The 19,919-nt window shown below is 68.4% G+C and carries 19 protein-coding genes; 14 read left to right on the top strand and 5 right to left on the bottom strand.

The window, feature by feature from the left end; all coding sequences use genetic code 11:
* The first annotated feature begins 190 nt into the window (after positions 1-190).
* The 4 genes from N5079_RS13640 (at position 191) to N5079_RS13625 (ending at position 6,213) form a co-directional block, all read left to right on the top strand.
* Positions 191-1,435, top strand: coding sequence for a trypsin-like serine peptidase (locus N5079_RS13640; RefSeq protein ID WP_261584029.1), 1,245 nt, complete (start codon positions 191-193; stop codon positions 1,433-1,435).
* Positions 1,436-1,659: 224 nt separating this feature from the next.
* Complete coding sequence (locus N5079_RS13635; RefSeq protein ID WP_261584028.1) at positions 1,660-2,853, top strand: trypsin-like serine peptidase; 1,194 nt, start codon at positions 1,660-1,662, stop codon at positions 2,851-2,853.
* A 252-nt stretch (positions 2,854-3,105) separates the two neighbouring features.
* Positions 3,106-4,215 carry a trypsin-like serine peptidase gene (locus N5079_RS13630; RefSeq protein ID WP_261584027.1) on the top strand — a complete coding sequence of 370 codons (1,110 nt, stop codon included), beginning with the start codon at positions 3,106-3,108 and terminating at the stop codon, positions 4,213-4,215.
* A gap of 426 nt (positions 4,216-4,641) precedes the next feature.
* The gene (locus tag N5079_RS13625) at positions 4,642-6,213 is read left to right on the top strand and encodes a trypsin-like serine peptidase (protein WP_261584026.1); all 1,572 of its coding nucleotides are present in this window, start codon (positions 4,642-4,644) and stop codon (positions 6,211-6,213) included.
* A 110-nt stretch (positions 6,214-6,323) separates the two neighbouring features.
* Here the strand turns inward: N5079_RS13625 and N5079_RS13620 are convergent, their stop codons facing one another.
* Together N5079_RS13620 and N5079_RS13615 are read right to left on the bottom strand one after the other, a co-directional pair.
* Entirely contained in the window at positions 6,324-7,664 is a 1,341-nt protein-coding gene (locus tag N5079_RS13620) for a hypothetical protein (protein ID WP_261584025.1), read from the bottom strand.
* Positions 7,665-7,968: 304 nt separating this feature from the next.
* A complete protein-coding gene (locus N5079_RS13615) occupies positions 7,969-9,135 on the bottom strand; it encodes an NADP-dependent malic enzyme (protein ID WP_315967829.1) in 1,167 nt (388 codons plus the stop codon).
* A 311-nt stretch (positions 9,136-9,446) separates the two neighbouring features.
* Here N5079_RS13615 and N5079_RS13610 point away from each other — a divergent pair, with 311 nt between their 5' ends.
* On the top strand, positions 9,447-9,974 hold the full coding sequence (locus tag N5079_RS13610; protein ID WP_261584023.1) for a CGNR zinc finger domain-containing protein: 528 nt from the start codon (positions 9,447-9,449) through the stop codon (positions 9,972-9,974).
* Between the two features lie 63 nt (positions 9,975-10,037).
* On the opposite strand, the gene N5079_RS13605 is transcribed toward N5079_RS13610, so the two are convergent.
* Entirely contained in the window at positions 10,038-10,352 is a 315-nt protein-coding gene (locus N5079_RS13605; protein WP_261584022.1) for a helix-turn-helix transcriptional regulator, read from the bottom strand.
* An 84-nt stretch (positions 10,353-10,436) separates the two neighbouring features.
* Between N5079_RS13605 and sodN the strand changes: the two genes are divergently transcribed.
* From sodN to N5079_RS13590, 3 genes are all read left to right on the top strand, one after another.
* Positions 10,437-10,838, top strand: a complete 402-nt coding sequence (sodN, locus tag N5079_RS13600; protein ID WP_261584021.1) for a superoxide dismutase, Ni — start codon at positions 10,437-10,439, stop codon at positions 10,836-10,838.
* 200 nt (positions 10,839-11,038) lie between these two features.
* The gene (locus tag N5079_RS13595) at positions 11,039-11,464 is read left to right on the top strand and encodes an ATP-binding protein (protein ID WP_261584020.1); all 426 of its coding nucleotides are present in this window, start codon (positions 11,039-11,041) and stop codon (positions 11,462-11,464) included.
* A 17-nt stretch (positions 11,465-11,481) separates the two neighbouring features.
* The gene (locus tag N5079_RS13590) at positions 11,482-12,261 is read left to right on the top strand and encodes an RNA polymerase sigma factor SigF (protein ID WP_203887992.1); all 780 of its coding nucleotides are present in this window, start codon (positions 11,482-11,484) and stop codon (positions 12,259-12,261) included.
* 11 nt (positions 12,262-12,272) lie between these two features.
* On the opposite strand, the gene N5079_RS13585 is transcribed toward N5079_RS13590, so the two are convergent.
* Entirely contained in the window at positions 12,273-12,698 is a 426-nt protein-coding gene (locus N5079_RS13585; RefSeq protein ID WP_261584019.1) for a hypothetical protein, read from the bottom strand.
* A gap of 87 nt (positions 12,699-12,785) precedes the next feature.
* On the opposite strand from N5079_RS13585, the gene N5079_RS13580 reads away from it, so the two are divergent.
* Positions 12,786-13,778, top strand: a complete 993-nt coding sequence (locus N5079_RS13580; protein WP_261584018.1) for a diacylglycerol/lipid kinase family protein — start codon at positions 12,786-12,788, stop codon at positions 13,776-13,778.
* A gap of 284 nt (positions 13,779-14,062) precedes the next feature.
* Positions 14,063-14,317 (top strand): WhiB family transcriptional regulator, encoded by a 255-nt coding sequence (locus N5079_RS13575; protein ID WP_203887961.1) that lies wholly within the window; start codon positions 14,063-14,065, stop codon positions 14,315-14,317.
* 253 nt (positions 14,318-14,570) lie between these two features.
* Here N5079_RS13575 and N5079_RS13570 read toward each other — a convergent pair whose 3' ends face one another.
* Positions 14,571-16,034 carry a PAS domain-containing sensor histidine kinase gene (locus tag N5079_RS13570; RefSeq protein ID WP_261584017.1) on the bottom strand — a complete coding sequence of 488 codons (1,464 nt, stop codon included), beginning with the start codon at positions 16,032-16,034 and terminating at the stop codon, positions 14,571-14,573.
* Positions 16,035-16,102: 68 nt separating this feature from the next.
* On the opposite strand from N5079_RS13570, the gene N5079_RS13565 reads away from it, so the two are divergent.
* The 4 genes from N5079_RS13565 (at position 16,103) to bioB (ending at position 19,890) form a co-directional block, all read left to right on the top strand.
* Complete coding sequence (locus tag N5079_RS13565) at positions 16,103-17,254, top strand: 8-amino-7-oxononanoate synthase (RefSeq protein WP_261584016.1); 1,152 nt, start codon at positions 16,103-16,105, stop codon at positions 17,252-17,254.
* Positions 17,251-17,979 carry a GntR family transcriptional regulator gene (locus tag N5079_RS13560; protein WP_261584015.1) on the top strand — a complete coding sequence of 243 codons (729 nt, stop codon included), beginning with the start codon at positions 17,251-17,253 and terminating at the stop codon, positions 17,977-17,979. Before N5079_RS13565 ends, N5079_RS13560 begins: the two co-directional genes overlap by 4 nt.
* A 103-nt stretch (positions 17,980-18,082) precedes the next feature.
* A complete protein-coding gene (gene bioD / locus N5079_RS13555; protein WP_261584014.1) occupies positions 18,083-18,805 on the top strand; it encodes a dethiobiotin synthase in 723 nt (240 codons plus the stop codon).
* Positions 18,802-19,890, top strand: coding sequence for a biotin synthase BioB (gene bioB, locus N5079_RS13550; RefSeq protein ID WP_261584013.1), 1,089 nt, complete (start codon positions 18,802-18,804; stop codon positions 19,888-19,890). Before bioD ends, bioB begins: the two co-directional genes overlap by 4 nt.
* Positions 19,891-19,919 lie beyond the last annotated feature (29 nt).

Raw genomic sequence — 19,919 nt, 5'->3', positions numbered from 1 at the left:
GTCGGTCTCGACGGCAGAGAGCGCAGTCGCGACCCCGCATAACGGAAAGATCTCGGCGTCCTTCGTGGTCACAGACCGCAGTCAACCGCCTTCCATGCCGCAAGATCAATCACTATGGTCCTGACTATCCCTTTACTGACGCATGGGACGCATGAGGCGTACCACGACAGACCAAGAGGAGTCTCCCCCCATGAAGCGCACTGTCGCCTTCGGTGGCATCGTCGCCGCCGCCGGCCTCCTGGCCGCCGGTCTCACCACTCCCGCTCAGGCCTCCGGTGACGTCGCCAGCGACCCGCTGGCCTCGACCGGCATCGCCGCCTGGGGCGTCGCCGGGTTCTGGTACGCGCAGGACGGCGCCAACCTGGTCAACGCCACGCCGTACAACGCGGAGACCAAGGTCGTCGCCAAGCACATCAGCAAGGGCGGCCCGGCTCCCGACAGCAAGCCCGGCATCGTCCCGGCCATCGGCGACGAGAAGAAGACCGCCGCCAAGTCGAAGAACATCAACCTGCCCAAGACCACCGGCAAGGTGTTCTTCGTGGGCGCCGACGACAAGACGCCGCACTGGTGCACCGCCACCTCGGTGCAGTCCGCGTACCACAACCTCGTCGCGACCGCCGGCCACTGTGTCTACGACACGGAGAGCAACGCCGCCACGCTGAAGAACTGGGTGTTCGTCCCGGGTTACTACCAGGGCAAGACCCCGTGGGGCATCTACGTCGGCAAGCAGGCCTTCACCCACTACGACTTCGACGTGTACGAGGACGGGGACCGCGACTACGCGTTCGTCACCGTCTACAACGGCCTCAAGGCCCCGCACGACGGGCGCGACGTCGAGCACACCTTCGTCCAGGTCTCCGAGGACGCGTACAACAAGTACCGCGCCGCCGCCCCGAACGCCTACGTGGCCGACAGCTGGACCCACAAGGAGCAGGTCAAGGACGTCGACGATGTCGACAAGGACGGCAACAAGGAAGAGCTGATCACCAAGTACTACGTCGCCAAGTTCACGGACGCCGGTCGCCTCGGTGACAACGTCGGCGGTCAGGGCCTCGCCTACAACCAGAAGATCGGCTCGCCGGTCTTCGTCTTCGGTTACCCGAGCGGGTCGCACCCGGACGGGCAGCACGCCTTCTCCGGCAAGACCCTCAAGTGGTCGTACGGCAAGACCTTCAAGGCGACCGCCGCGGCGATCAAGGCCGAGGAGCTGCAGGGCGTGAAGTCGTCCTTCACCGGTGAGGGCGCCCTCGGTTCGTCCTGGCTGCTGAAGTACAACAACGGCCGTCGTCTCGGCTACCTGAACGGTGTCACCATCGCCGTTTCGGACACCGACGGCAACGACCGCTACGACACCAGCGTCTCCCCGTACTTCGACGGCGAGCTCTACGGTGTCTACAGCGCGGCCAAGAACCTCTGGTCCGGCTCGATCGCCTAGTCTCCGGCTACGGAGATGACAGGGGGCTCGCGCCCCTGACTCACCACTTCACCCACAGGGTCCGGCTTTCCCGCCGGACCCTGTGCCGTTTCCGGATATATCCATCACCGGCTGCGCCGCAGGATTCGTATCCGACATGAAATCTGTGCGCTGTATGTTCCCTTGCATCCCTTTACTGACGATGGGGCGCAGGAGACGTTCCACGTACAGCGCGAGGAGTTCTCTTGCTGCGCATCCTCATCACAGGTGTGATGGCGGTGGGGCTGCTCGGAGCCGCCGTTCAGGCTCCCGCCCGCGCCTACGACATCACCGCGACCGACGTCCTCGCCACGCAGGCGCAGGTCGCGTCGGTGCTCGCCTATTGGCTGAACGGCGACGGCCAGGCCCTCGCCGCCGCCACGCCGTACCTGCCGGAGAGCGGGATGGCGGCGAGGCGTGCTTTCACGGGCGGCCCGGCCCCCGACGGGCGGCCCGGCCTCGTCCCCGGCGGGGACCCGGAGCACACGGCCGCGACCCGATCCAAGAACGTCAACCTGCCCAGGACCACCGGCAAGGTGTTCTTCCTCGGCGCGGACGGCAGGCCGCACTGGTGCTCGGCCACCTCCGTCCAGGCCGACTACCGGAACCTCGTCGCCACGGCCGGCCACTGCGTCTACGACATCGGATCCGCCGCGACGTCCCCGGCCGCGACGTTGAAGGACTGGGTGTTCGTTCCGGGCTACTACCAGCGGAGGACGCCCTTCGGCGTGTACGTCGGCAAGCAGGCGTTCACCCATCACGACTTCGCGACATACCGGGACTTCGACCGCGACTACGCCTTCGTCACCGTGTACAACGGGCTCGCGCCGAGCTGGGTCAGGTCTCTCAACGAAGCCCAGTACAACGCGTTCAGCGGCGGCGTGAAGTACAAGGTCCGGTCGCGCACGGCGACAACGTACGTCGGCGTCAGGCTCACCGACGCCGGCCGCCTCGGCGATCGGGTCGGCGGACAGGGCCTCGCCTACAACCAGCAGGTCGGCAGGCCCGTTTTCCTCTTCGGGTACCCCACCGGCACGCTCCCTCCCGGGAACGCGCAGCAGCCCGGCCGCGCCCTCAGATGGTCGTACGGCAGGCCGTTCAAGGCGCAGGACCTCTCCGTCAAGGCGGAGGAACTGGTCGGCGTGCGGTCGGGGGTCATGGACGCCTCGGGAGCCGCGTGGCTGGCCGGATACCGGAACAGCCGCCGCCTGGGTTACTTGAACGGTCTCACTCTCGGCGTTTCGGACGCCGACGGGGATGACCGCGCCGACACGAGCGTCTCGGCCTATTTCGACGGCGAACTCTACGGTGTCTACAGCGCGGCCCGTCACCTGTGGTCCGGCTCCGTCCCGTTCAACGGGGCATACGAGGTCACGAGGCCGGTTCGCTCGCTTCTCTAAGTGCTCTCCAAGGCCGAAAGCCCACCCTTACGCATGCCCGAAAAAGGGACTTCGGCATGCGCGGCAGCGACATTGACGCAGGTCGCCAAGTTACGAAAGCCATACAGAACGAGAAACTTCCAAATTATCGCGATCTCTTCTTATGTCGGACTTATCGCCAGGTGCCTCCGTGCTGTAAGTTCCTTGACATCCCTTTACTGACGCATGGGGCGCAAGTGGCGTCCCACGTACAGCGCGAGGAGCGAACCCCTCATGAAGAAGCGCGTGCTTCTCCCCCTCAGCGGCGCGATCGCCGCTGCCGGCCTCGCGGCCGCATCCCTGACGGTGCCGGCCCAGGCCGCACCGACCACGGCCACCGCGAAGCTCGCCTCCCCCTCGGAGGCAACGAAGATCGTCAAGTTCTGGCTGACCGGTGGTGGCGCGAAGCTCAAGGCCGCCGACCCGTACGGCCTGGAGCACAAGGTCGTGCCCAAGCACGTCTCCACCGGAGCGCCGGCGGCGGACGGCAAGCCGGGAATCGTGCCGGCGATCGGTGACGAGAAGAAGACGGCCGCCAAGTCGAAGAACGTCAACCTTCCGAAGACCGTCGGACGGGTGTTCTTCAGCATCGGCGACGGCGTCTACTCCTGCTCCGCCTCCTCGATCCAGTCGCAGTACCGCAACCTGGTCGCCACGGCCGGGCACTGTGTCTACGACATCGACGGCAACGGCCAGGTCGTGGACGACTGGGTGTTCATCCCCGGTTACTACGACGGCAAGGCGCCGTGGGGCATCTACATCGGCAAGCAGGCCTTCACCCACTACGACTTCGACGTCTACGAGGACGCGGACCGTGACTACTCCTTCGTCACGGTCTACAACGGCATCGGCTACGACGAGATCAACGACAAGCTGGTCGACCTCGGCCCGCTGGGCAACAAGGTCGGCGGTCAGGGCCTCGCCTACAACCAGAAGATCGGCCAGCCGGTCTTCGTGTTCGGCTACCCGGCAGCTCCGCACGACGACGGCAACTACGTCTGGACCGGCGAGAAGCTGAAGTGGTGCTACGGCAAGACCTTCGGCCCGGTCAGCGAGGCGTCGGTCAAGGTCGAGGAGCAGATCGGCCTGAAGTGCGCCATGACCGGCGGGTCCTCGGGTGGCCCCTGGATCCTGAAGTACAGCAGCGCCCGTCGTCTCGGCTACATCAACGGCGTCACCAGCCTCGGCGGGGACACCGACAACAACAACCGTAGCGACCTGATCACCTCGGCGTACTTCGACGGCGAGACCTACGGCGTCTACAAGGCCGCCTACCCCCTCTGGTCCGGCTCGCTCGTCCGCGCGGACGGCACCATCGGCCTGACCGAGGTTCCGTCGCACTGAGCATGCCGGTACTAGGCCGTTTTCATAAGCGGTGAACCAAGCAGAGGCCCGGCCGTTTCGGCCGGGCCTCTCGCATTTGGCGCCTTTGCGGCAGGTTTAGACGTGAGCCGCTAGCGGTCCGTGCCCACCGCAAACTGTGATGCTTGTCACACCGAGGAGCGGCAACATTCTTGGAACCGTCCTAACGGTATTTCCGGACAATGCCCCGTTCACCAGCCCATCTGCGGAAATATCACGATTCGATGCCGACTGACTGAGTGCCGATAAATATCTAATCAGTAACAGCATGATATCGGCGCGGTAAGCGTGAGGAAGGGCTCGAATGCCCCTTCGGGCCACAAGATCTTCAATGTAGGGTTTCGATCAACCTTTACTGACGGATGGGACGCAAGAGGCGTTCCACGACAGCGCGAGGAGCATCCCCCTATGAAGAAGCGTCTGCTTCTCCCTCTCGGCGGCGTTGTCGCCACCGGCCTGCTCAGCTCGGCCCTCGTCACCCCGGCTCAGGCCTCCGGTGACGTGGCCGGCACCCCCCTGGCCAGCCAGACGGCCGCCTGGCAGATCGCCGCGTTCTGGTACGGCGAGCACAAGGCCAACCTGATCGGCGCCACGCCGTACGACGTGGAGACCAAGGTCGTCGCCAAGCACGTCTCGACCGGCGGTCCCTCCGCGGACAGCAAGCCCGGCGTGGTCCCGGCGATCGGCGACGAGAAGAAGTCGGCTTCCAAGTCGAAGAACGTCAACCTGCCCAAGACCACGGGCAAGGTGTTCTTCCTCGGCTCCGACGGCGAGCCGCACTGGTGCACCGCCACCTCCGTGCAGTCGCAGTACCACAACCTGGTCGCCACGGCCGGGCACTGCGTCTACGACACCGAGTCGAACGACGAGACGCTCGACTACTGGGTCTTCATCCCGGGTTACTACCAGGGCAAGACCCCGTGGGGCATCTACGTGGGTAAGCAGGCCTTCACCCACTACGACTACGACGTCTACGAGGACGGCGACCGCGACTACGCGTTCGTCACCGTCTACAACGGTGTCCTGCCCAACAGCGGGGCCGGCGAGGTCACGGCCAAGGAGTACGACAAGTACCCCAACGACGACCGCCTTGTGAAGCCGGACGTCAAGTACTACGAGACCCTCGCCGAGGCGAAGGCCCACCAGGGCAAGGGCGAGATCGACGCCGTCCTCGACACCAAGCACCCGGTGGCGGCCGGGACCCCCGAGTCCAAGACCGTCCAGGTGACGAAGGACGCCTACCTCACGGCCAAGGGCGTCGACCCCAAGGCCGCGGACGTGAGCGAGGACGAGAGCAAGCAGTTCGAGATCCACACCACGAAGGCTCCGAAGGACGTCCCGTTCCTCAGCGAGGACGGGAAGAAGGAGTACTACAAGGTCGAGGAGATCTCGGAGCCGACCGAGACGGTGACCCCGACGGCGTCGCCCAGCGCCACGCCGACGGAGACCCCGGCTCCGGCCAAGAAGTACAAGTACTACTACCGCACCTTCGCGGCGAACTACGACCTGGACTTCAAGGTCACCCGGTTCTACGTCCGGACCTTCACCGACGTCGGCCGCCTCGGCGACAACGTCGGCGGGCAGGGCCTGGCCTACAACCAGAAGATCGGCAAGCCGGTCTTCGTCTTCGGCTACCCGAGCGGCTCGCACCCGGACGGCAACTACGCCTACTCCGGCGCCACGCTCAAGTGGTCGTACGGCAAGACCTTCGCCGCCAAGGCCGCGGCCATCAAGGGCGAGGAGCTCGTCGGGGTGAAGTCGTCCTTCACCGGTGAGGGCTCCATCGGGTCGTCCTGGCTGCTCAACTACAGCAGCAACCGCCGCCTCGGTTACCTCAACGGTGTGACGATCGGCATCTCCGACACCGACAAGAACAACCGCATCGACACCAGCATCTCGCCGTACTTCGACGGTGAGCTGTACGGCGTCTACAAGGCGGCCGCGCACCTCTGGTCCGGCAGCATCGTCGCCAAGTACTGATCCCACCGGTAGTCGCCGGCGGCGTGGTGCCCGCCGCCGGCGCGGTGGCAGCGCTTGACCCGCAGGGCCCGGCTTTCCCAAGCCGGGCCCTGCGCCCTTTCACTGACTGTTCAGGCCCTCGCGAGCACCGCCGCGACGCGGGGCTCCGCGGCGTACGGCTCCAGCCGCTTCCGCATGTCCGCGACGTACGACCTGGTCCGGACGGACTGGAGACCCTGCGCGACGTCGAGGGCCGAGGCGGCGGCCGTGCACGCCTCCTCCAGCTCTCCCTGCTGCAGGAGGGCCGACGCCAGGAGCGAGAGGTTGAACATCTTGCCGCGGACGTAGCGCCCGTCCATCCGCAGCGACCGTCTCGCCTGCCGTACGGCCGCGGCCCCGTCGCCGAGGTCGCGCAGGCAGAGGGCCGACTTGGCGGCGAGATACGCCTCGTCGAAGTAGCCGATCCACTTGGGCTCGTTCCCGGGAGAGCGCCGGTCGAAGGCCACCTCGGCGCGGTGGAGCGAGGCGGCGCACGCCGCGCCGTCCCCGAGCAGCGCGAACGCGTGCGCCTCCAGGACGCGCGCCTCGGCCAGCAGCGAGAACACCCCCGACCGCTCCGCCGCCATCGCCGCCGCCCTGGCCAGGTCGAGGCCGTGGCGGGGCCGGCCGATGTAGAGCGCCTGGTGGCTCATGCCCGCCAGGATCTCCCCGCCCAGCCCGTGGTCGCCCGCGCCGCGCGCCAGCCCGAGCGCCTGGATCAGGTAGCGCTGCGCGATGCCGTGCTGCTCCAGGTCATAGGCCATCCACCCGGCGAGCCTGGTCAGCTCGGCGGCCGCGGTCGCGAGCGCGCGACCGGTGGCCTCGCCGTACGCGCCGTCCCGGAGAAGAGGCGTCACGGCCGTGTCCAGATATTTCACGACGGGCCCGCGGATGCTGCCGCCGCCGAATCGGTTGTCCAACTCGCTGAACGAGCGGGTGACCTCGCGGATCGCGGTCACGTCGGAGACGCCCACCCTGCGGGGGCCGTCCGCGGAGAGCCGCTCCTCGGCGGGGATCGTCAGCCAGCGGGCGATCCCGGCCGAACCCGCTCCCAGGGCGAAGGTGGAGTCGAGCAGGAACTTCCGCCGCTCGACGTCGGCCCTCCACAGTGCTGTCACGCTTGCCACACCCTCCTGCCACGAATGGGGGAACTCCTGTCCGAGGTCGAGAGGGACTGCTCCGCGTGACATGCCGATGTCCTCGGTGGACACCGGCTTCCCCAGCCGCAGGGAGAAGATCTCCGCCAGCAGCTTGGGCACCGGATCACGCGGGCGCTGGCCGCCGATCCAGCGCAGCACCGAGCCGTGGTCGTATCTCATCCCGGCCAGCCCGCGGGTCAGGCCGAGATCGTTGAGCCGGCGGGCCAGCCCCTTGCGGGACAGGCCCGCATCGGCGAGGTGCTGCTGGAGTAGCCGGTTGGGTTCGCGTCGCATCGCTCTCCTCACCACGCGACAGGCATAGCCGGTTGGTAACGGAGAGCTCTCTTTATAGCACGTACCGTGAACCCCCCCAAGGGATTCCCAAATCTTCGCCGACCATCCCAGGGAAACTCGGGAACTCGTCGTCGCATCCCCCGCGAAAGCAACAGGGTCGTGATCATGCACTCCAAAAATGCATGATCACGACCCATGACTTCGCAGGCCGTACGGCACGCGCGGCAAGCCGCGCATGATCACGTCAAGAGTTGGGCGAGGCGGGAACCCTGCCGGGGAACCTGTGCATGATCACGCCGGGAGGTCAGAGTTTGCGGGCGACACCGTCCTGGCGGGCCTGCGCGGCCACGGCGGCGGTGACCGCGGGCGCCACCCGGCCGTCGAACGGCGAGGGGATCACGTAGCTCTCGGACAGCTCGTCCCCCACCACCGCCGCCAGCGCCGAGGCGGCCGCGACCTTCATGTTCTCGGTGATCGTCGTGGCCCGCACGTCGAGCGCGCCCCGGAAGACCCCGGGGAAGGCGAGCACGTTGTTGATCTGGTTGGGGAAGTCGGACCGCCCGGTGGCCACGACCCGCGCGTAGCGGGCCGCCACGGACGGCTCCACCTCGGGCGTCGGGTTGGAGAGCGCGAAGACGATCGAGTCCGGCGCCATCGAGGCGATGGCCCCCTCGGAGACCGTCGAGCCCGACAGGCCGATGAACACGTCGGCGCCGGCGAGGGCCTGCTCGGTCGAGCCGGTGAGGCGGGCCTTGTTGGTGTCGCGGGCGAGCGCCTCCTTGACCGGGTTGAGCCCTTCCCGGCCGGAGTAGAGGATGCCCTTCGAGTCGGAGACCGCGATGTCGCCTATGCCGGCGTTGAGCAGGATCCGCGTGACAGCCACGCCGGAGGCCCCGGCGCCGGCCACGACCGCGCGCAGCTCGCCCAGGGAGCGCCCGGTCAGGCGGGCAGCGTTCTGCAGCGCCGCCAGCGCCACGATGGCCGTGCCGTGCTGGTCGTCATGGAAGACGGGGATGTCGAGCAGCTCCCGCAGCCGGTCCTCCACCTCGAAGCAACGCGGAGCGCTGATGTCTTCCAGGTTGATGCCGCCGAACGAGGGTGCGAGCCGGACCACGGTCTCGACCAGGCCGTCGACGTCGGTGCAGTCGAGGCAGATCGGCACCGCGTCGACGTTGCCGAACTCCTTGAACAGAAGCGCCTTGCCCTCCATGACCGGCATGGCGGCGGCGGGCCCGATGTCGCCGAGGCCGAGGACGGCCGTGCCGTCGGAGACCACGGCCACGACGTTGGAGACCCAGGTGTAGTCGTTGACCAGCTCGGGGCTGTCGGCGATCGCCGTGCAGACACGGGCGACGCCCGGCGTGTAGGCGAGAGAGAGGTCGTCCGCGTTACGGACGGGGATGGTGGAGCGGACCTCCAGCTTGCCGCCGCGGTGCAGCGCGAAAGCGGGATCCAGGTCGAGAGATGCCAAGGAGACAGATGAAACGGTCACAGCGACCCCAGTGTCGAAAGGACGAAACCTTCGGTAGACGCCGACAAGAGAACGAAAGCCCAGGCTTCGGTAGCCGCCGGAGGCCGTCGTCGTTGACGGTCGTCTCTTGAGGGGGGTACGGGGGTCACCCGTCTCCTGATTGTGCCACATGACCGAACGGCCGCCCATTGTTAGGCGGGCCACAGCTGTTAGGCGGGCCACAGCCGATTCCCGGGGGGAGTTCCCCGGACATGCCGTCCATGTAATACTCGGAGCCAGGATTGGTCCCTTACACCCCCTAGGTCGTCCCGTTGGACTTGACGTCATATGCCGAGCTGGCCGTCCTGCTGGTCAACCGAGCCGACGAGCTCAGGACTTTGGACACGCTGCGCGAGCTTCTGCGGGGGACGGGGCGCACCGAGGCGGCCGCCCGGGTCACGCGCCGCGACCTCGACGCCCTGCTGGAGCTCCGGGAGGAGCTGGCCGGCGCCTTCGAGTCCGCCGCCGCCGGCGACGAGGCCGACGTGGTGGAGCGGCTCAACGGCCTGCTCGTCCGCCATCCCGTCCATCCCCAGATCTCCGGCCATGACGGCCAGCCCTGGCACATGCACCTGACCGAGGGCGGGCGAGTGGCCGACGCCCTCGCCGTGGGCTCGGTCATGGGCCTGGCCAGCGTCGTCACCCGCCTGGGCGTCAACCGGCTGGGCATCTGCCAGGCGGCGGCGTGCCACAACGCCTACCTGGACACCTCTTCCAACCGGTCCAGGCGCTACTGCTCCGAGCGGTGCGCCAGCCGGTCCAACGTGGCCGCTTACCGCGCGCGCAAGCGCGGCGCCTGACCGGGACTGGAAGCCCGCGGATCCCGCCCAGCCGGGGACCCGGGCTCAGCCGCGGACCCGGGCTCAGCCGGGGGCGCGGGGGAACCGGCGGAAGGGGCGGGGCCAGTAGCGCAGCACGACCCGGCCGACGATCTCCGTCGCCGGGACCGCGCCGAAGTTCCAGCTGTCCTGCCGGCCGACGGCCCGCTGGTTGTCGCTCTCCAGCCACCAGCCGTCCTCGGTGAGCCGGAACGCCCGCTTGACGATCAAGCCGTGCGGTCTCCTGGCGACCACGACATCACCAGGCCTGATCACGGCGCCGCGCCGTACCAGCAGCCAGTCTCCGGGCCGCAGCACGGGCAGCATCGAGTCGCCGACGACACTGACGGCGGTGAGCACATCCCCCTCCTCGCGCGAGTTTCAGGACGAGTAAGGTCGGTACTTGGACAGTGCTGTTACCAGCATTCCTAAGGAAGGATTCCGATGCTCGCACGACTGCTGCGACCGAAGCACGAGGCGTCCGCCCACTGCGACCTGCCGTGCGGGGTCTACGACCCGGCCCAGGCCCGCATTGAGGCCGAGTCGGTCAAGGCGATCATTAAGAAGTACGCCGACAGCGACGACCCGGTCTTCCGGACTCGGGCCCTGATCATCAAGGAACAGCGCGCGGAGCTGGTCAAGCACCACCTGTGGGTGCTGTGGACCGACTACTTCAAGCCCCCGCACCTTGAGCAGTACCCGCAGCTGCACCAGCTCTTCTGGGACGCGACCAAGCTGGCGGGCGCGGCCGGTGGCAAGGGCACCGTGGACCCCGCCCAGGCTGACGAGCTGCTCGCCAAGATCGACGAGATCGCCAAGATCTTCTGGGAGACCAAGGCGGCCTGAGCCGTGCGATCCATGGCCCCGCCGGTTCCCGAGACCGCGCGGGGCCAGATCGTTAAACGCAGGCGAAGCTGCGGAGGGAATTTACCAGGAGTTACCCCCAAGATCACCACAAACGGCGCGTCCGAGCGGAGCAACAGAGGACGAGTGGCGGTAGGTTGCAGACAGCGGCACTGAGCCGGCTCGAAGGGGCGAGGAGGAACGTGACCGAGGAAACCGAGACGCCTGCGGTGGATCTGACCGGGATCCGTGACGCTGTGAGTGTCCGGCTGCCCGCCGTGAGCGCCTATCTCTCCGTGCTGCGTACGGCTACGGCCGGGCTCGCGGCACGGCTCGACTTCACCCTCGATCAGATCGAGGATCTCCGCATCGCGGTGGACGAGGCGTGCGCCATGCTGCTGCGCCACGCGGTGCCCGGAACCGACCTCCTGGCGGAGTTCGAGCTCACGGGGCAGGAGATGACGGTCCGCGTGGAGGTCAGCACGGTCGGCGTCAGCGCTCCCAAGCGCGACGACTTCGCCTGGATGGTGCTCACCGCCCTGGCCGACGACGTGGACGCCACCTCCGATCACCCGGACCACATGGCCATCGTGCTGCGTAAGCGCCGAGGCACAGCGAGGCCGGCGTGACGGAGAGGACTCGTGCCATGGCCTCCGGCGACTCGGCGGTGCCGGACCGCGTGCGGGCGCGCACGCTCTTCGGGGAGCTGTCGGAGCTGCCGGCAGACGACCCCAGGCGTCAGCGCATCCGGGACGAGCTCGTGGAGCTCCATCTGCCGCTGGTGGAATACCTCGCGCGCCGGTTCCGGAACCGCGGCGAGTGGCTCGACGACCTCACGCAGGTCGCCACGATCGGTCTGATCAAGTCGATCGACCGGTTCGATCTGGCGCGTGGAGTGGAGTTCTCCACATACGCCACGCCGACCATCGTCGGCGAGATCAAGCGTCACTTCCGGGACAAGGGCTGGGCGGTCCGCGTGCCGCGCCGCCTACAGGAGCTGAAGCTCTCGCTGACCAAGGCGATCAGCGAGCTGTCCCAGCGGGAGAGCCGCGCCCCCACGGTCGCCGAGCTCGCCGCGCACCTGCAGATGACCGAGGAAGAGGTGCTCGAGGGCCTGGAGTCGGCGAACGCCTACTCGACGGTCTCCCTCGACGCCCCTGACTCGGGCGACGACGACGCGCCCGCCGTGTCGGACTCGCTGGGCATCGTGGACGAGTCCCTCGAAGGCGTCGAGTATCGGGAGTCGCTCAAACCGCTGCTGGAGCGGCTGCCTCCGCGCGAGAAGCGGATCCTGCTGCTGCGCTTCTTCGGGAACATGACGCAGTCCCAGATCGCGACCGAGCTGGGCATCTCGCAGATGCACGTCTCCCGGCTGCTCGCGCGGACGCTGGCCCAGCTCCGCGAGGGCCTGACCGCCGAGGACTGACTCGAAGAAGACTAGTCCGGAGATCCCGGGGAGTCTCCCGTGGAGCCGTCCTCGCCCATCAGCGCATGCGTGGACTGAGGGGCGAGGAGCGACACGAGCACGATCACGGCCGCCACGACAAGAGGAACACCGAAGGCGTACTGCCGGGACCCGATCAGCGAGATCGCGACCGGCAGGATGAAGATCTGCGTCACCACGCCAGGCCCCCTGCTCCAGCGGAGGGCCTGCCACACTCCCCACGCGACCCAGCCGATCCCGGCGCCGGCCAGCATGCCGAACGCCGCCTCGGCCAGGGCGCTGGACATGTCCGAGGGCTTGCCGATCAGGGTTTCGACGGCGACGTAACCCCCCAGGACCAAGCCGAGGAGGCCCTCGGCTGCCAGGACGGCCGCCGCGACGGCCAGGGTGGCGGGACGGCGGGCAGGACTGCTGATCACATCGCCCAACCCTACCCGTGCCGGTCGGCGGCCTCTTCGTAAGGCGTCGTCGGCCATCGCGGTAAAGCGTCGTTTAACCTTCAAGACATGCGGGCTCTTCTCCTCGTCAATCCGAAGGCGACGTCGACGCACCAGCGCACGAGGGATGTGCTGATCCGGGCGCTCGGCGCCGCCGTGGACCTCTCGGTCGAGGAGACGGCCTACCGCGGGCACGCGGCCGTCCTCGCCGGCACGGCTCACGCGAAGGGTTTCGAGGCGGTGGCCGTCCTCGGCGGCGACGGCACGATCAACGAGACCGTCAATGGGCTGCTGGAGGGGCAGCCGGACGAGCGCGCCGCCGAACGACCGGCGCTGATCGTCATTCCCGGCGGCAGCGCCAACGTCTTCGCACGCGCGCTCGGCCTGCCCAACAACCCGGTCGAGGCGACCGGCGCGGTCCTGGAGGCGCTGCGCGACGAGCGAAGGAAAATCATCGGGCTTGGCAAGGCGATCTGGCACGATGAGGTTTCAGGCCCGGATCCCGGGGCAGATGCGGACTCAGACCACCACCGGTCCCGATATTTCACATTCTGCGCTGGCTTGGGATACGACGCCGAGGTCGTCCGGGCCGTGGAGGGGATGCGAAGCGCTGGATTACGGGCGCTGCCGTCCCTCTACGTCAACACGGCGGTCAGGCACTTCTTCGTGACCGATCGCCACCGCCCCGCCATGCGGCTGAGGCGCCCGGACCAGCGCGACGTGGAGGGCCTCTTCATGGCGATCGTGTCCAACACGTCGCCATGGACCTACGCCGGATCACGTCCGATCAACCCGACGCCGTGGGCGAGCTTCGAGACGGGTCTCGATCTTCTCGGCCTCCGGAAGATGGGTCTGCCGACCTTGCTCAGGCTCGCCAGGCAGATCGTCGCGGAGCGCCGGGGATTGCCGACAGGTAAACACCTGGTCCAGGTTCATGACGAGGCCGAGTTCACCCTCCTCGCGTCCCGGCCGGTCGCCTTCCAGCTCGATGGCGATTACCTGGGCGAACACGAATGGGTGGTATTCCGTTCTATCCCGGATGCGTTACAAGTCCTGGTCTAGCTCGTTACATGTAGTCATAGTGTGACGTATCCGACAGCCATGGGGGGCAAAACCTTGTCCCAAACCTCTTGTGTGGTGTTGGCATGGCTGAAAAGCTGAAGTACGACGTCGGAACGTAGGACCTTTACGGAGGCTACAGCTTCCGGAAGCGCCCCGGCGATCATGTGGACAAGCCCGGCCCGAACCATAGCACCGGGCAAGTCCACGCATTAGCTAGTGAAAGAGTTCACAAAGTTGTCGGCTGAGGAGCCGCGGAGGCTCCACTTTACGAAGGAGTGGAACGCATGGACTGGCGCCACCGCGCTGCCTGCCGTGACGTGGACCCCGAGTTGTTCTTCCCGATCGGGAACACCGGTCCCGCGCTCATGCAGATCGAAGAGGCCAAGCAGGTCTGCCGACAGTGCTCCGTCACCGAGTCCTGCCTGAAGTGGGCCCTGGAGTCCGGTCAGGACGCCGGCGTCTGGGGTGGACTCAGTGAGGACGAGCGCCGCGCCCTCAAGCGCCGTACGGCTCGCGCCCGCGCTCGAGCGGGCGTCTGATCTCCAGAAACCCGGCACTTCAGACGACCTCCGGAAACCCGACCTTCAGAAGCCCCCGACGACAACACGGGTTCGGTGAATGCCATCAGTGCCGGCATTCACCGAATTGCGGTCCAGGCCGGTTCACCCAGTAGAGCCCGCGTCACATTAGACCGTTCGCCACGTTGGGCCGGTCGTTCACAAACACCGAGCTGAGCTCCAGTGCAACGCGAACCACACTGCTTACCGCTTTCCCTGTCCAGGGACATCACTCTCATCCTGTTTGCACCGGAATGCTCAAAATGACTTCGGTGCCTCCGCCCTGCCTCCGCTCGACGGCCAGACGGCCTGACAGCTCGCCGACGACCAGCGTCCGGACGATCTGCAACCCCAGGCTCGCGGTCGACTCCAGGTCGAAGTCGGTGGGCAGCCCCTTGCCGTCGTCCGCCACCACCACCTCCAACCGGTCGAGGTCACGCGACACCATGACCTGAACGTTGCCGGACTTGTGCGAGAAGCCGTGCTCAACGGCATTCTGCAACAGCTCGGTGAGGACCATCGCGATCGGGGTGGCCACAGCGGCCGGCAGCACCCCGAAGCTGCCGATGCGCTTGGGCAGGACCTGCGCGACGGAGACCTCCGCCGTCATGGCGATGACCCGGTCCGCGATGTCGTCGAACTCCACCATCTCCTCGGGCATCTGCGCGAGGATCTCGTGCACGATCGCGATCGAGCCCACCCGCCGGACGGCCTCGCTGAGCGCTTCCTGCCCCTCCGGGTTGTTGAGCCTGCGCGCCTGCAGCCGGAGCAGGGCCGCGACCGTCTGCAGGTTGTTCTTCACGCGATGGTGGATCTCGCGGATCGTCGCGTCCTTGGTCAGCAGCTCCCGCTCGCGGCGGCGCAGCTCGGTCACGTCGCGCACGAGCACCAGAGCGCCGATCCTGCCCCCGCCGACGATCAGCGGGATCGCCCTGAGCTGCACCACCGTGCCGCCCTTTTCCACTTCGGTCTCCCGAGGTGCCCGTCCACTGGCGACGAGCATCAGGTCCTCGTTGATGGGCTCGTCCGAATAGCAGAGGTCGGCGGTGGTCTTGCCGAGGTCGGCCCCCACCAGGTCGGCGTGCAGGCCGAGGCGGCGGTAGGCCGACAGCGCGTTCGGGGAGGCGTAGGTCACCCGGCCCGCCCGGTCGAGCCGGAGCAGCCCGTCGCCCACCCGGGGCGAGCGGACCAGGATCGGCTCCTCCTCCGGGAAGGGGAACCGCCCCTCGGCGACCATCTGGGCCAGGTCTGAGGCGCTCTGCAGGTAGGTCAGCTCCAGCCGGGACGGCGTGCGGGCCGACGACAGGTTGGTCGAGCGCTGGATGACCCCGAGGAACCGGCCGGTCAGGCCCCGCCGTACCGGGATGGTCTCCTCGCGGACGGGCACACCGCTCGACCAGTCGGGATCGCCCTCGCGGCAGATCCGGTGCTCGTTCCACGCGATGTCGATGAGGGGCCGCTCCCCCTTGGCGACGACCATGCCGACGACGTCGTCGTGATACACCGTGGGGCCCGTGGTCGGACGCATCTGGGCCACCGCCACCCACCCCTCGCCGTTCTGGTGCGGGATCCAGAGGATCAGGTCGGCGAAGGACAGGTCGGCGAGCAGCTGCCAGTCCGAGACCAGAGAGTGGATCCAGTCCAGGTCAGCGGAGTCGAGCGCGGTGTGACGGGTCACCAGGTCGCTGAGAGTCGGCACGTGTGAATGATGCGCCGGGATGCCTCCCGAAAGCGAATCGACCTCCCCCACCTGGCAAGATGCACTCCATGACAGGGCCGATCGACAGATTGCGCACGGCTGCCGCCGAACGGGAGGCCGCCGGGCTGCGGCGCGCCCTGCGCCCACGCACCCCCGACCACGACGGCCTTCTCGACCTGGCCTCCAACGACTACCTGGGCCTTTCCCGCGACGAGCGGCTGGTCGAGGCCGCCGTGCGGGCCACCCGGGAGTGGGGCACGGGCTCGACCGGGTCGCGGCTCGTCACGGGGACCACGCTGCTCCACGCGGAGCTGGAGGACCGGCTGGCCGCCTTCACCGGTGCCGCCCGGGCGCTGGTGTTCTCCTCCGGCTATCTGGCCAACCTGGCCGCCGTCGCGGCGCTCGCCCGTGGCGGCCTGGTGGTCTCCGACTCGGGCAACCACGCCTCGATCGTGGACGCCTGCCGCCTCTCGCGGGCGCGTGTCGTGGTGACGCCGCACGGCGACGTGGAGGCGGTGGCCAAGGTCCTGGCCGAGCGCGCCGAGGATCACGCGGTCGTGGTGACCGACGCCGTGTTCTCCGTGGACGGCGACCTCGCGCCGCTCCGGGAGCTGCACGCGGCAGCCGTACGGCACGGGGCCCTTCTGGTGGTGGACGAGGCGCACGCGCTGGGCGTCGTCGGCGAGCAGGGCAGGGGCGCGGTGCACGCCGCCGGGCTCGCGAGGGATTCTGACGTTGTGAGAACCGTCACGCTCTCCAAGTCGCTGGGGTCGCAGGGCGGTGCGGTGCTGGGCGCCTCCGAGGTGATCGAGACGCTGATCGACACGGGCCGCTCCTTCATCTTCGACACCGGGCTCGCCCCCGGCTGCGCCGGAGCGGCCCTGGCGGCGCTCGGCATCCTGGAAAGCACTCCTGACCTGCCCGGACGGGCTCGGTCGCGCGCCCACGAGCTCGCCGCGATGGCCCGGGAGCTGGGCCTGGAGTCGGGCGATCCGGCGGCGGCCGTGGTGCCGGTCGTCCTCGGCCCGCCACAGCTCGCGGTGGCGGCCGCCGCCCTGTGTGCGGACCACGGCGTCCGCGTGGGATGCTTCCGCCCACCATCGGTTCCCCATGGCCGGTCTTGTCTCAGGTTGACCGCTCGGGCCAATCTGGGGTCCGATGATCTCGCGGTGGTCAGGGGCGCGCTCACCGCTGTGGCCGAGGCGAAGGTGGACATGTGACGGAGCGCAGCGAGGACTCCCCCAGGGTTCCCAAGTACTACGACGTGAAGCGGAACCTGCTGGAGCTCACCAAGACCCTGTCTCCGGGGAGCGCTCTCCCCCCGGAGCGGACGCTCGCCGTGCGTTTCGAGACCTCCCGCACGACCGTGCGGCAGGCACTCTCCGAGCTGGTGGTCGAGGGCAGGCTGCTGCGGATCCAGGGCAAGGGCACCTTCGTGGCCCAGCCCAAGGTCGCCCAGGTGCTCCAGCTCACGTCGTACACCGGTGACCTGCGCACCGTCGGCCTCGAACCCGACACGAAGATCCTCGACATCAGCTACATCACCGCCGACGAGGCCCTCGGACGGCGGCTCGCGATCAACCCTGGCGGTCGGGTCCTGCGCATCCACCGCCTCCGCCTGGCCAACGGCGAGCCGATGTCGATCGACACCACCCACCTGTCCGCCCGCCGGTTCCCCCGGCTGCGGCGGGAGCTCGAAGGGCACTCCTCGCTGTACGAGACGCTGCACAACGCCTACAACGTGCGGCTGACCGACGCCGAGGAGGTCATAGAGACCGTGCTGGCCACGCCGTACGACGCGCAGGTCCTCGGGGTGGACGTCGGCCTGCCCATGCTGCTGCTCACGCGCCATGCCTTCGACGCCGACGGCAACCCGGTCGAGTACGCCCAGTCCCTCTACCGCGGCGACCGCTACAAGTTCGTCACCCGACTCAGACGTCCCTGATTACGGCTTTCGCCCGCCCGGCCCCTCCGCCGCCACCTCACATCGCCGCACGAGGCGCTCCTCCTGCCCCCAGCGACCGCCGTCACGGCCTACGCTGCGGTGGATGAGCATTCTCGTTGTCACGGGGACGGACACCGGCGTCGGGAAGACGGTCGTCACGGCCGCGATAGCCGTGCTGGGCAGGGAACGGGGCGCGACGGTCGCCGTGGTGAAGCCGGCGCAGACGGGGGTGGCGCCCGGGGAGCCGGGCGATCTGGACGACGTGATCAGGCTCTCGGGCGTGACGACGACGTTCGAGCTGGCCCGCTACCCCGACCCGCTGTCCCCGGCCGCCGCAGCCCGCGTCTCGGGCCTCCCCACGCTGTCGCTCGCCTCGGCGGCCGCCCGCATCCGGGAGCTCGCCGAGTCGCACCGGCTGGTGGTCGTGGAGGGGGCCGGAGGGCTGCTCGTCCGCTTCGACGAGGACGGGGCCACGCTGGCGGATCTGGCGAGATCCCTTCAGGCGCCGGTGGTCGTCGTGGCCAGGGCCGGGCTGGGCACGCTGAACCACACCGCGCTGACGCTGGAGGCGATGGCGGGCAGGGGGCTCGACCTCGCCGGGGTGGTGATCGGCTCGTGGCCCGCCGAGCCGGGGCTCGCCGACCGGTGCAACGTCGCCGACCTGGAGATGCTGGCCGCCCGGCCGCTCGCCGGCGCGCTCCCCGAAGGAGCGGGTGCCCTTGACCAGGCGACTTTCGCCCGCGTGGCCCGCGCCGGACTCGCCCCGGCGCTCGGGGGGGTGTTCAATCCCGCCGGATTCCGCTCGACCCTTAAGCTTTCCCCGTGACCGAGACTTCACCTTCGACCCCACAGTGGCCTGAACACACGAGCGCCTCCGAGGCGCCGGCGAGCAGCGGAGCGGAGCGCGACCAGGTGAACGCAGACATCATCGAGATCGCCCGGGTCCAGGTGTTGGAGGAGGGCCGGGGCCTCGACGCGGCCCAGGCGCTGGAGTGCCTCCGGCTGCCGGACGAGCGCCTTCCCGAGTTGCTCGCCCTGGCTCACGAAGTCCGGATGAAGTGGTGCGGCCCCGAGGTGGAGGTCGAGGGGATCATCTCCCTCAAGACCGGCGGCTGCCCGGAGGACTGCCACTTCTGCTCCCAGTCGGGCCAGTTCTCCTCCCCGGTCCGTGCGGCGTGGCTGGACATCCCGTCGCTGGTCCAGGCGGCGGTCGAGACGGCGCGGACGGGGGCGACCGAGTTCTGCATCGTCGCGGCCGTGCGCGGCCCCGACCAGCGCCTCATGGACCAGGTGCGCGACGGCGTGAAGGCGATCCGCGAGGCCGTCGACATCAACGTCGCCTGCTCGCTCGGCATGCTCACGCAGGCGCAGGTCGACGAGCTCGCCGAGATGGGCGTCCACCGCTACAACCACAACCTGGAGACCGCCCGGTCGCACTTCTCCCACGTGGTGACCACCCACACGTGGGAGGAACGGTGGGACACCTGTCTCATGGTCCGCGAGGCCGGCATGGAGCTGTGCTGCGGCGGCATCGTCGGCATGGGCGAGACGCTGGAGCAGCGGGCCGAGTTCGCCGCGCAGCTCGGCGAGCTGGAGCCCGACGAGGTGCCGCTCAACTTCCTCAACCCGCGCCCCGGCACGCCGTTCGCCGATTATCCGCTGCTGGAGGGCGCCGAGGCGCTGAAGACGATCGCGACGTTCCGTCTCGCCCTGCCGCGCACGATCCTGCGATACGCGGGCGGGCGCGAGCTGACGCTCGGCGACCTCGGCACCCGCGACGGCATGCTGGGCGGCATCAACGCGATCATCGTGGGCAACTACCTGACCACGCTCGGCCGGGCGCCCGAGCAGGACCTGGGACTTCTGGCCGACCTGAAAATGCCGATCAAGGCACTGTCCCAGACCCTGTAAGGGGTGTTACAGACGGCGTTTCGGGGCAG

The sequence above is a fragment of the Planotetraspora sp. A-T 1434 genome (assembly GCF_025420585.1).
Classification (GTDB): domain Bacteria; phylum Actinomycetota; class Actinomycetes; order Streptosporangiales; family Streptosporangiaceae; genus JAOEGB01.
This window is presented reverse-complemented; position numbering and strand designations above follow the sequence as displayed.

Excerpts from the sequence above, each read along its gene's own strand:
- N5079_RS13590 (WP_203887992.1), top strand. The coding sequence starts at position 11,482 with ATGGCCTCCGGCGACTCGGCGGTGCCGGACCGCGTGCGGGCGCGCACG.
- N5079_RS13575 (WP_203887961.1), top strand. The coding sequence starts at position 14,063 with ATGGACTGGCGCCACCGCGCTGCCTGCCGTGACGTGGACCCCGAGTTG.
- N5079_RS13620 (WP_261584025.1), bottom strand. The coding sequence starts at position 7,664 with ATGCGACGCGAACCCAACCGGCTACTCCAGCAGCACCTCGCCGATGCG.
- bioD (WP_261584014.1), top strand. The coding sequence starts at position 18,083 with ATGAGCATTCTCGTTGTCACGGGGACGGACACCGGCGTCGGGAAGACG.
- N5079_RS13625 (WP_261584026.1), top strand. The coding sequence starts at position 4,642 with ATGAAGAAGCGTCTGCTTCTCCCTCTCGGCGGCGTTGTCGCCACCGGC.
- N5079_RS13630 (WP_261584027.1), top strand. The coding sequence starts at position 3,106 with ATGAAGAAGCGCGTGCTTCTCCCCCTCAGCGGCGCGATCGCCGCTGCC.
- N5079_RS13580 (WP_261584018.1), top strand. The coding sequence starts at position 12,786 with ATGCGGGCTCTTCTCCTCGTCAATCCGAAGGCGACGTCGACGCACCAG.
- N5079_RS13565 (WP_261584016.1), top strand. The coding sequence starts at position 16,103 with ATGACAGGGCCGATCGACAGATTGCGCACGGCTGCCGCCGAACGGGAG.
- N5079_RS13640 (WP_261584029.1), top strand. The coding sequence starts at position 191 with ATGAAGCGCACTGTCGCCTTCGGTGGCATCGTCGCCGCCGCCGGCCTC.
- sodN (WP_261584021.1), top strand. The coding sequence starts at position 10,437 with ATGCTCGCACGACTGCTGCGACCGAAGCACGAGGCGTCCGCCCACTGC.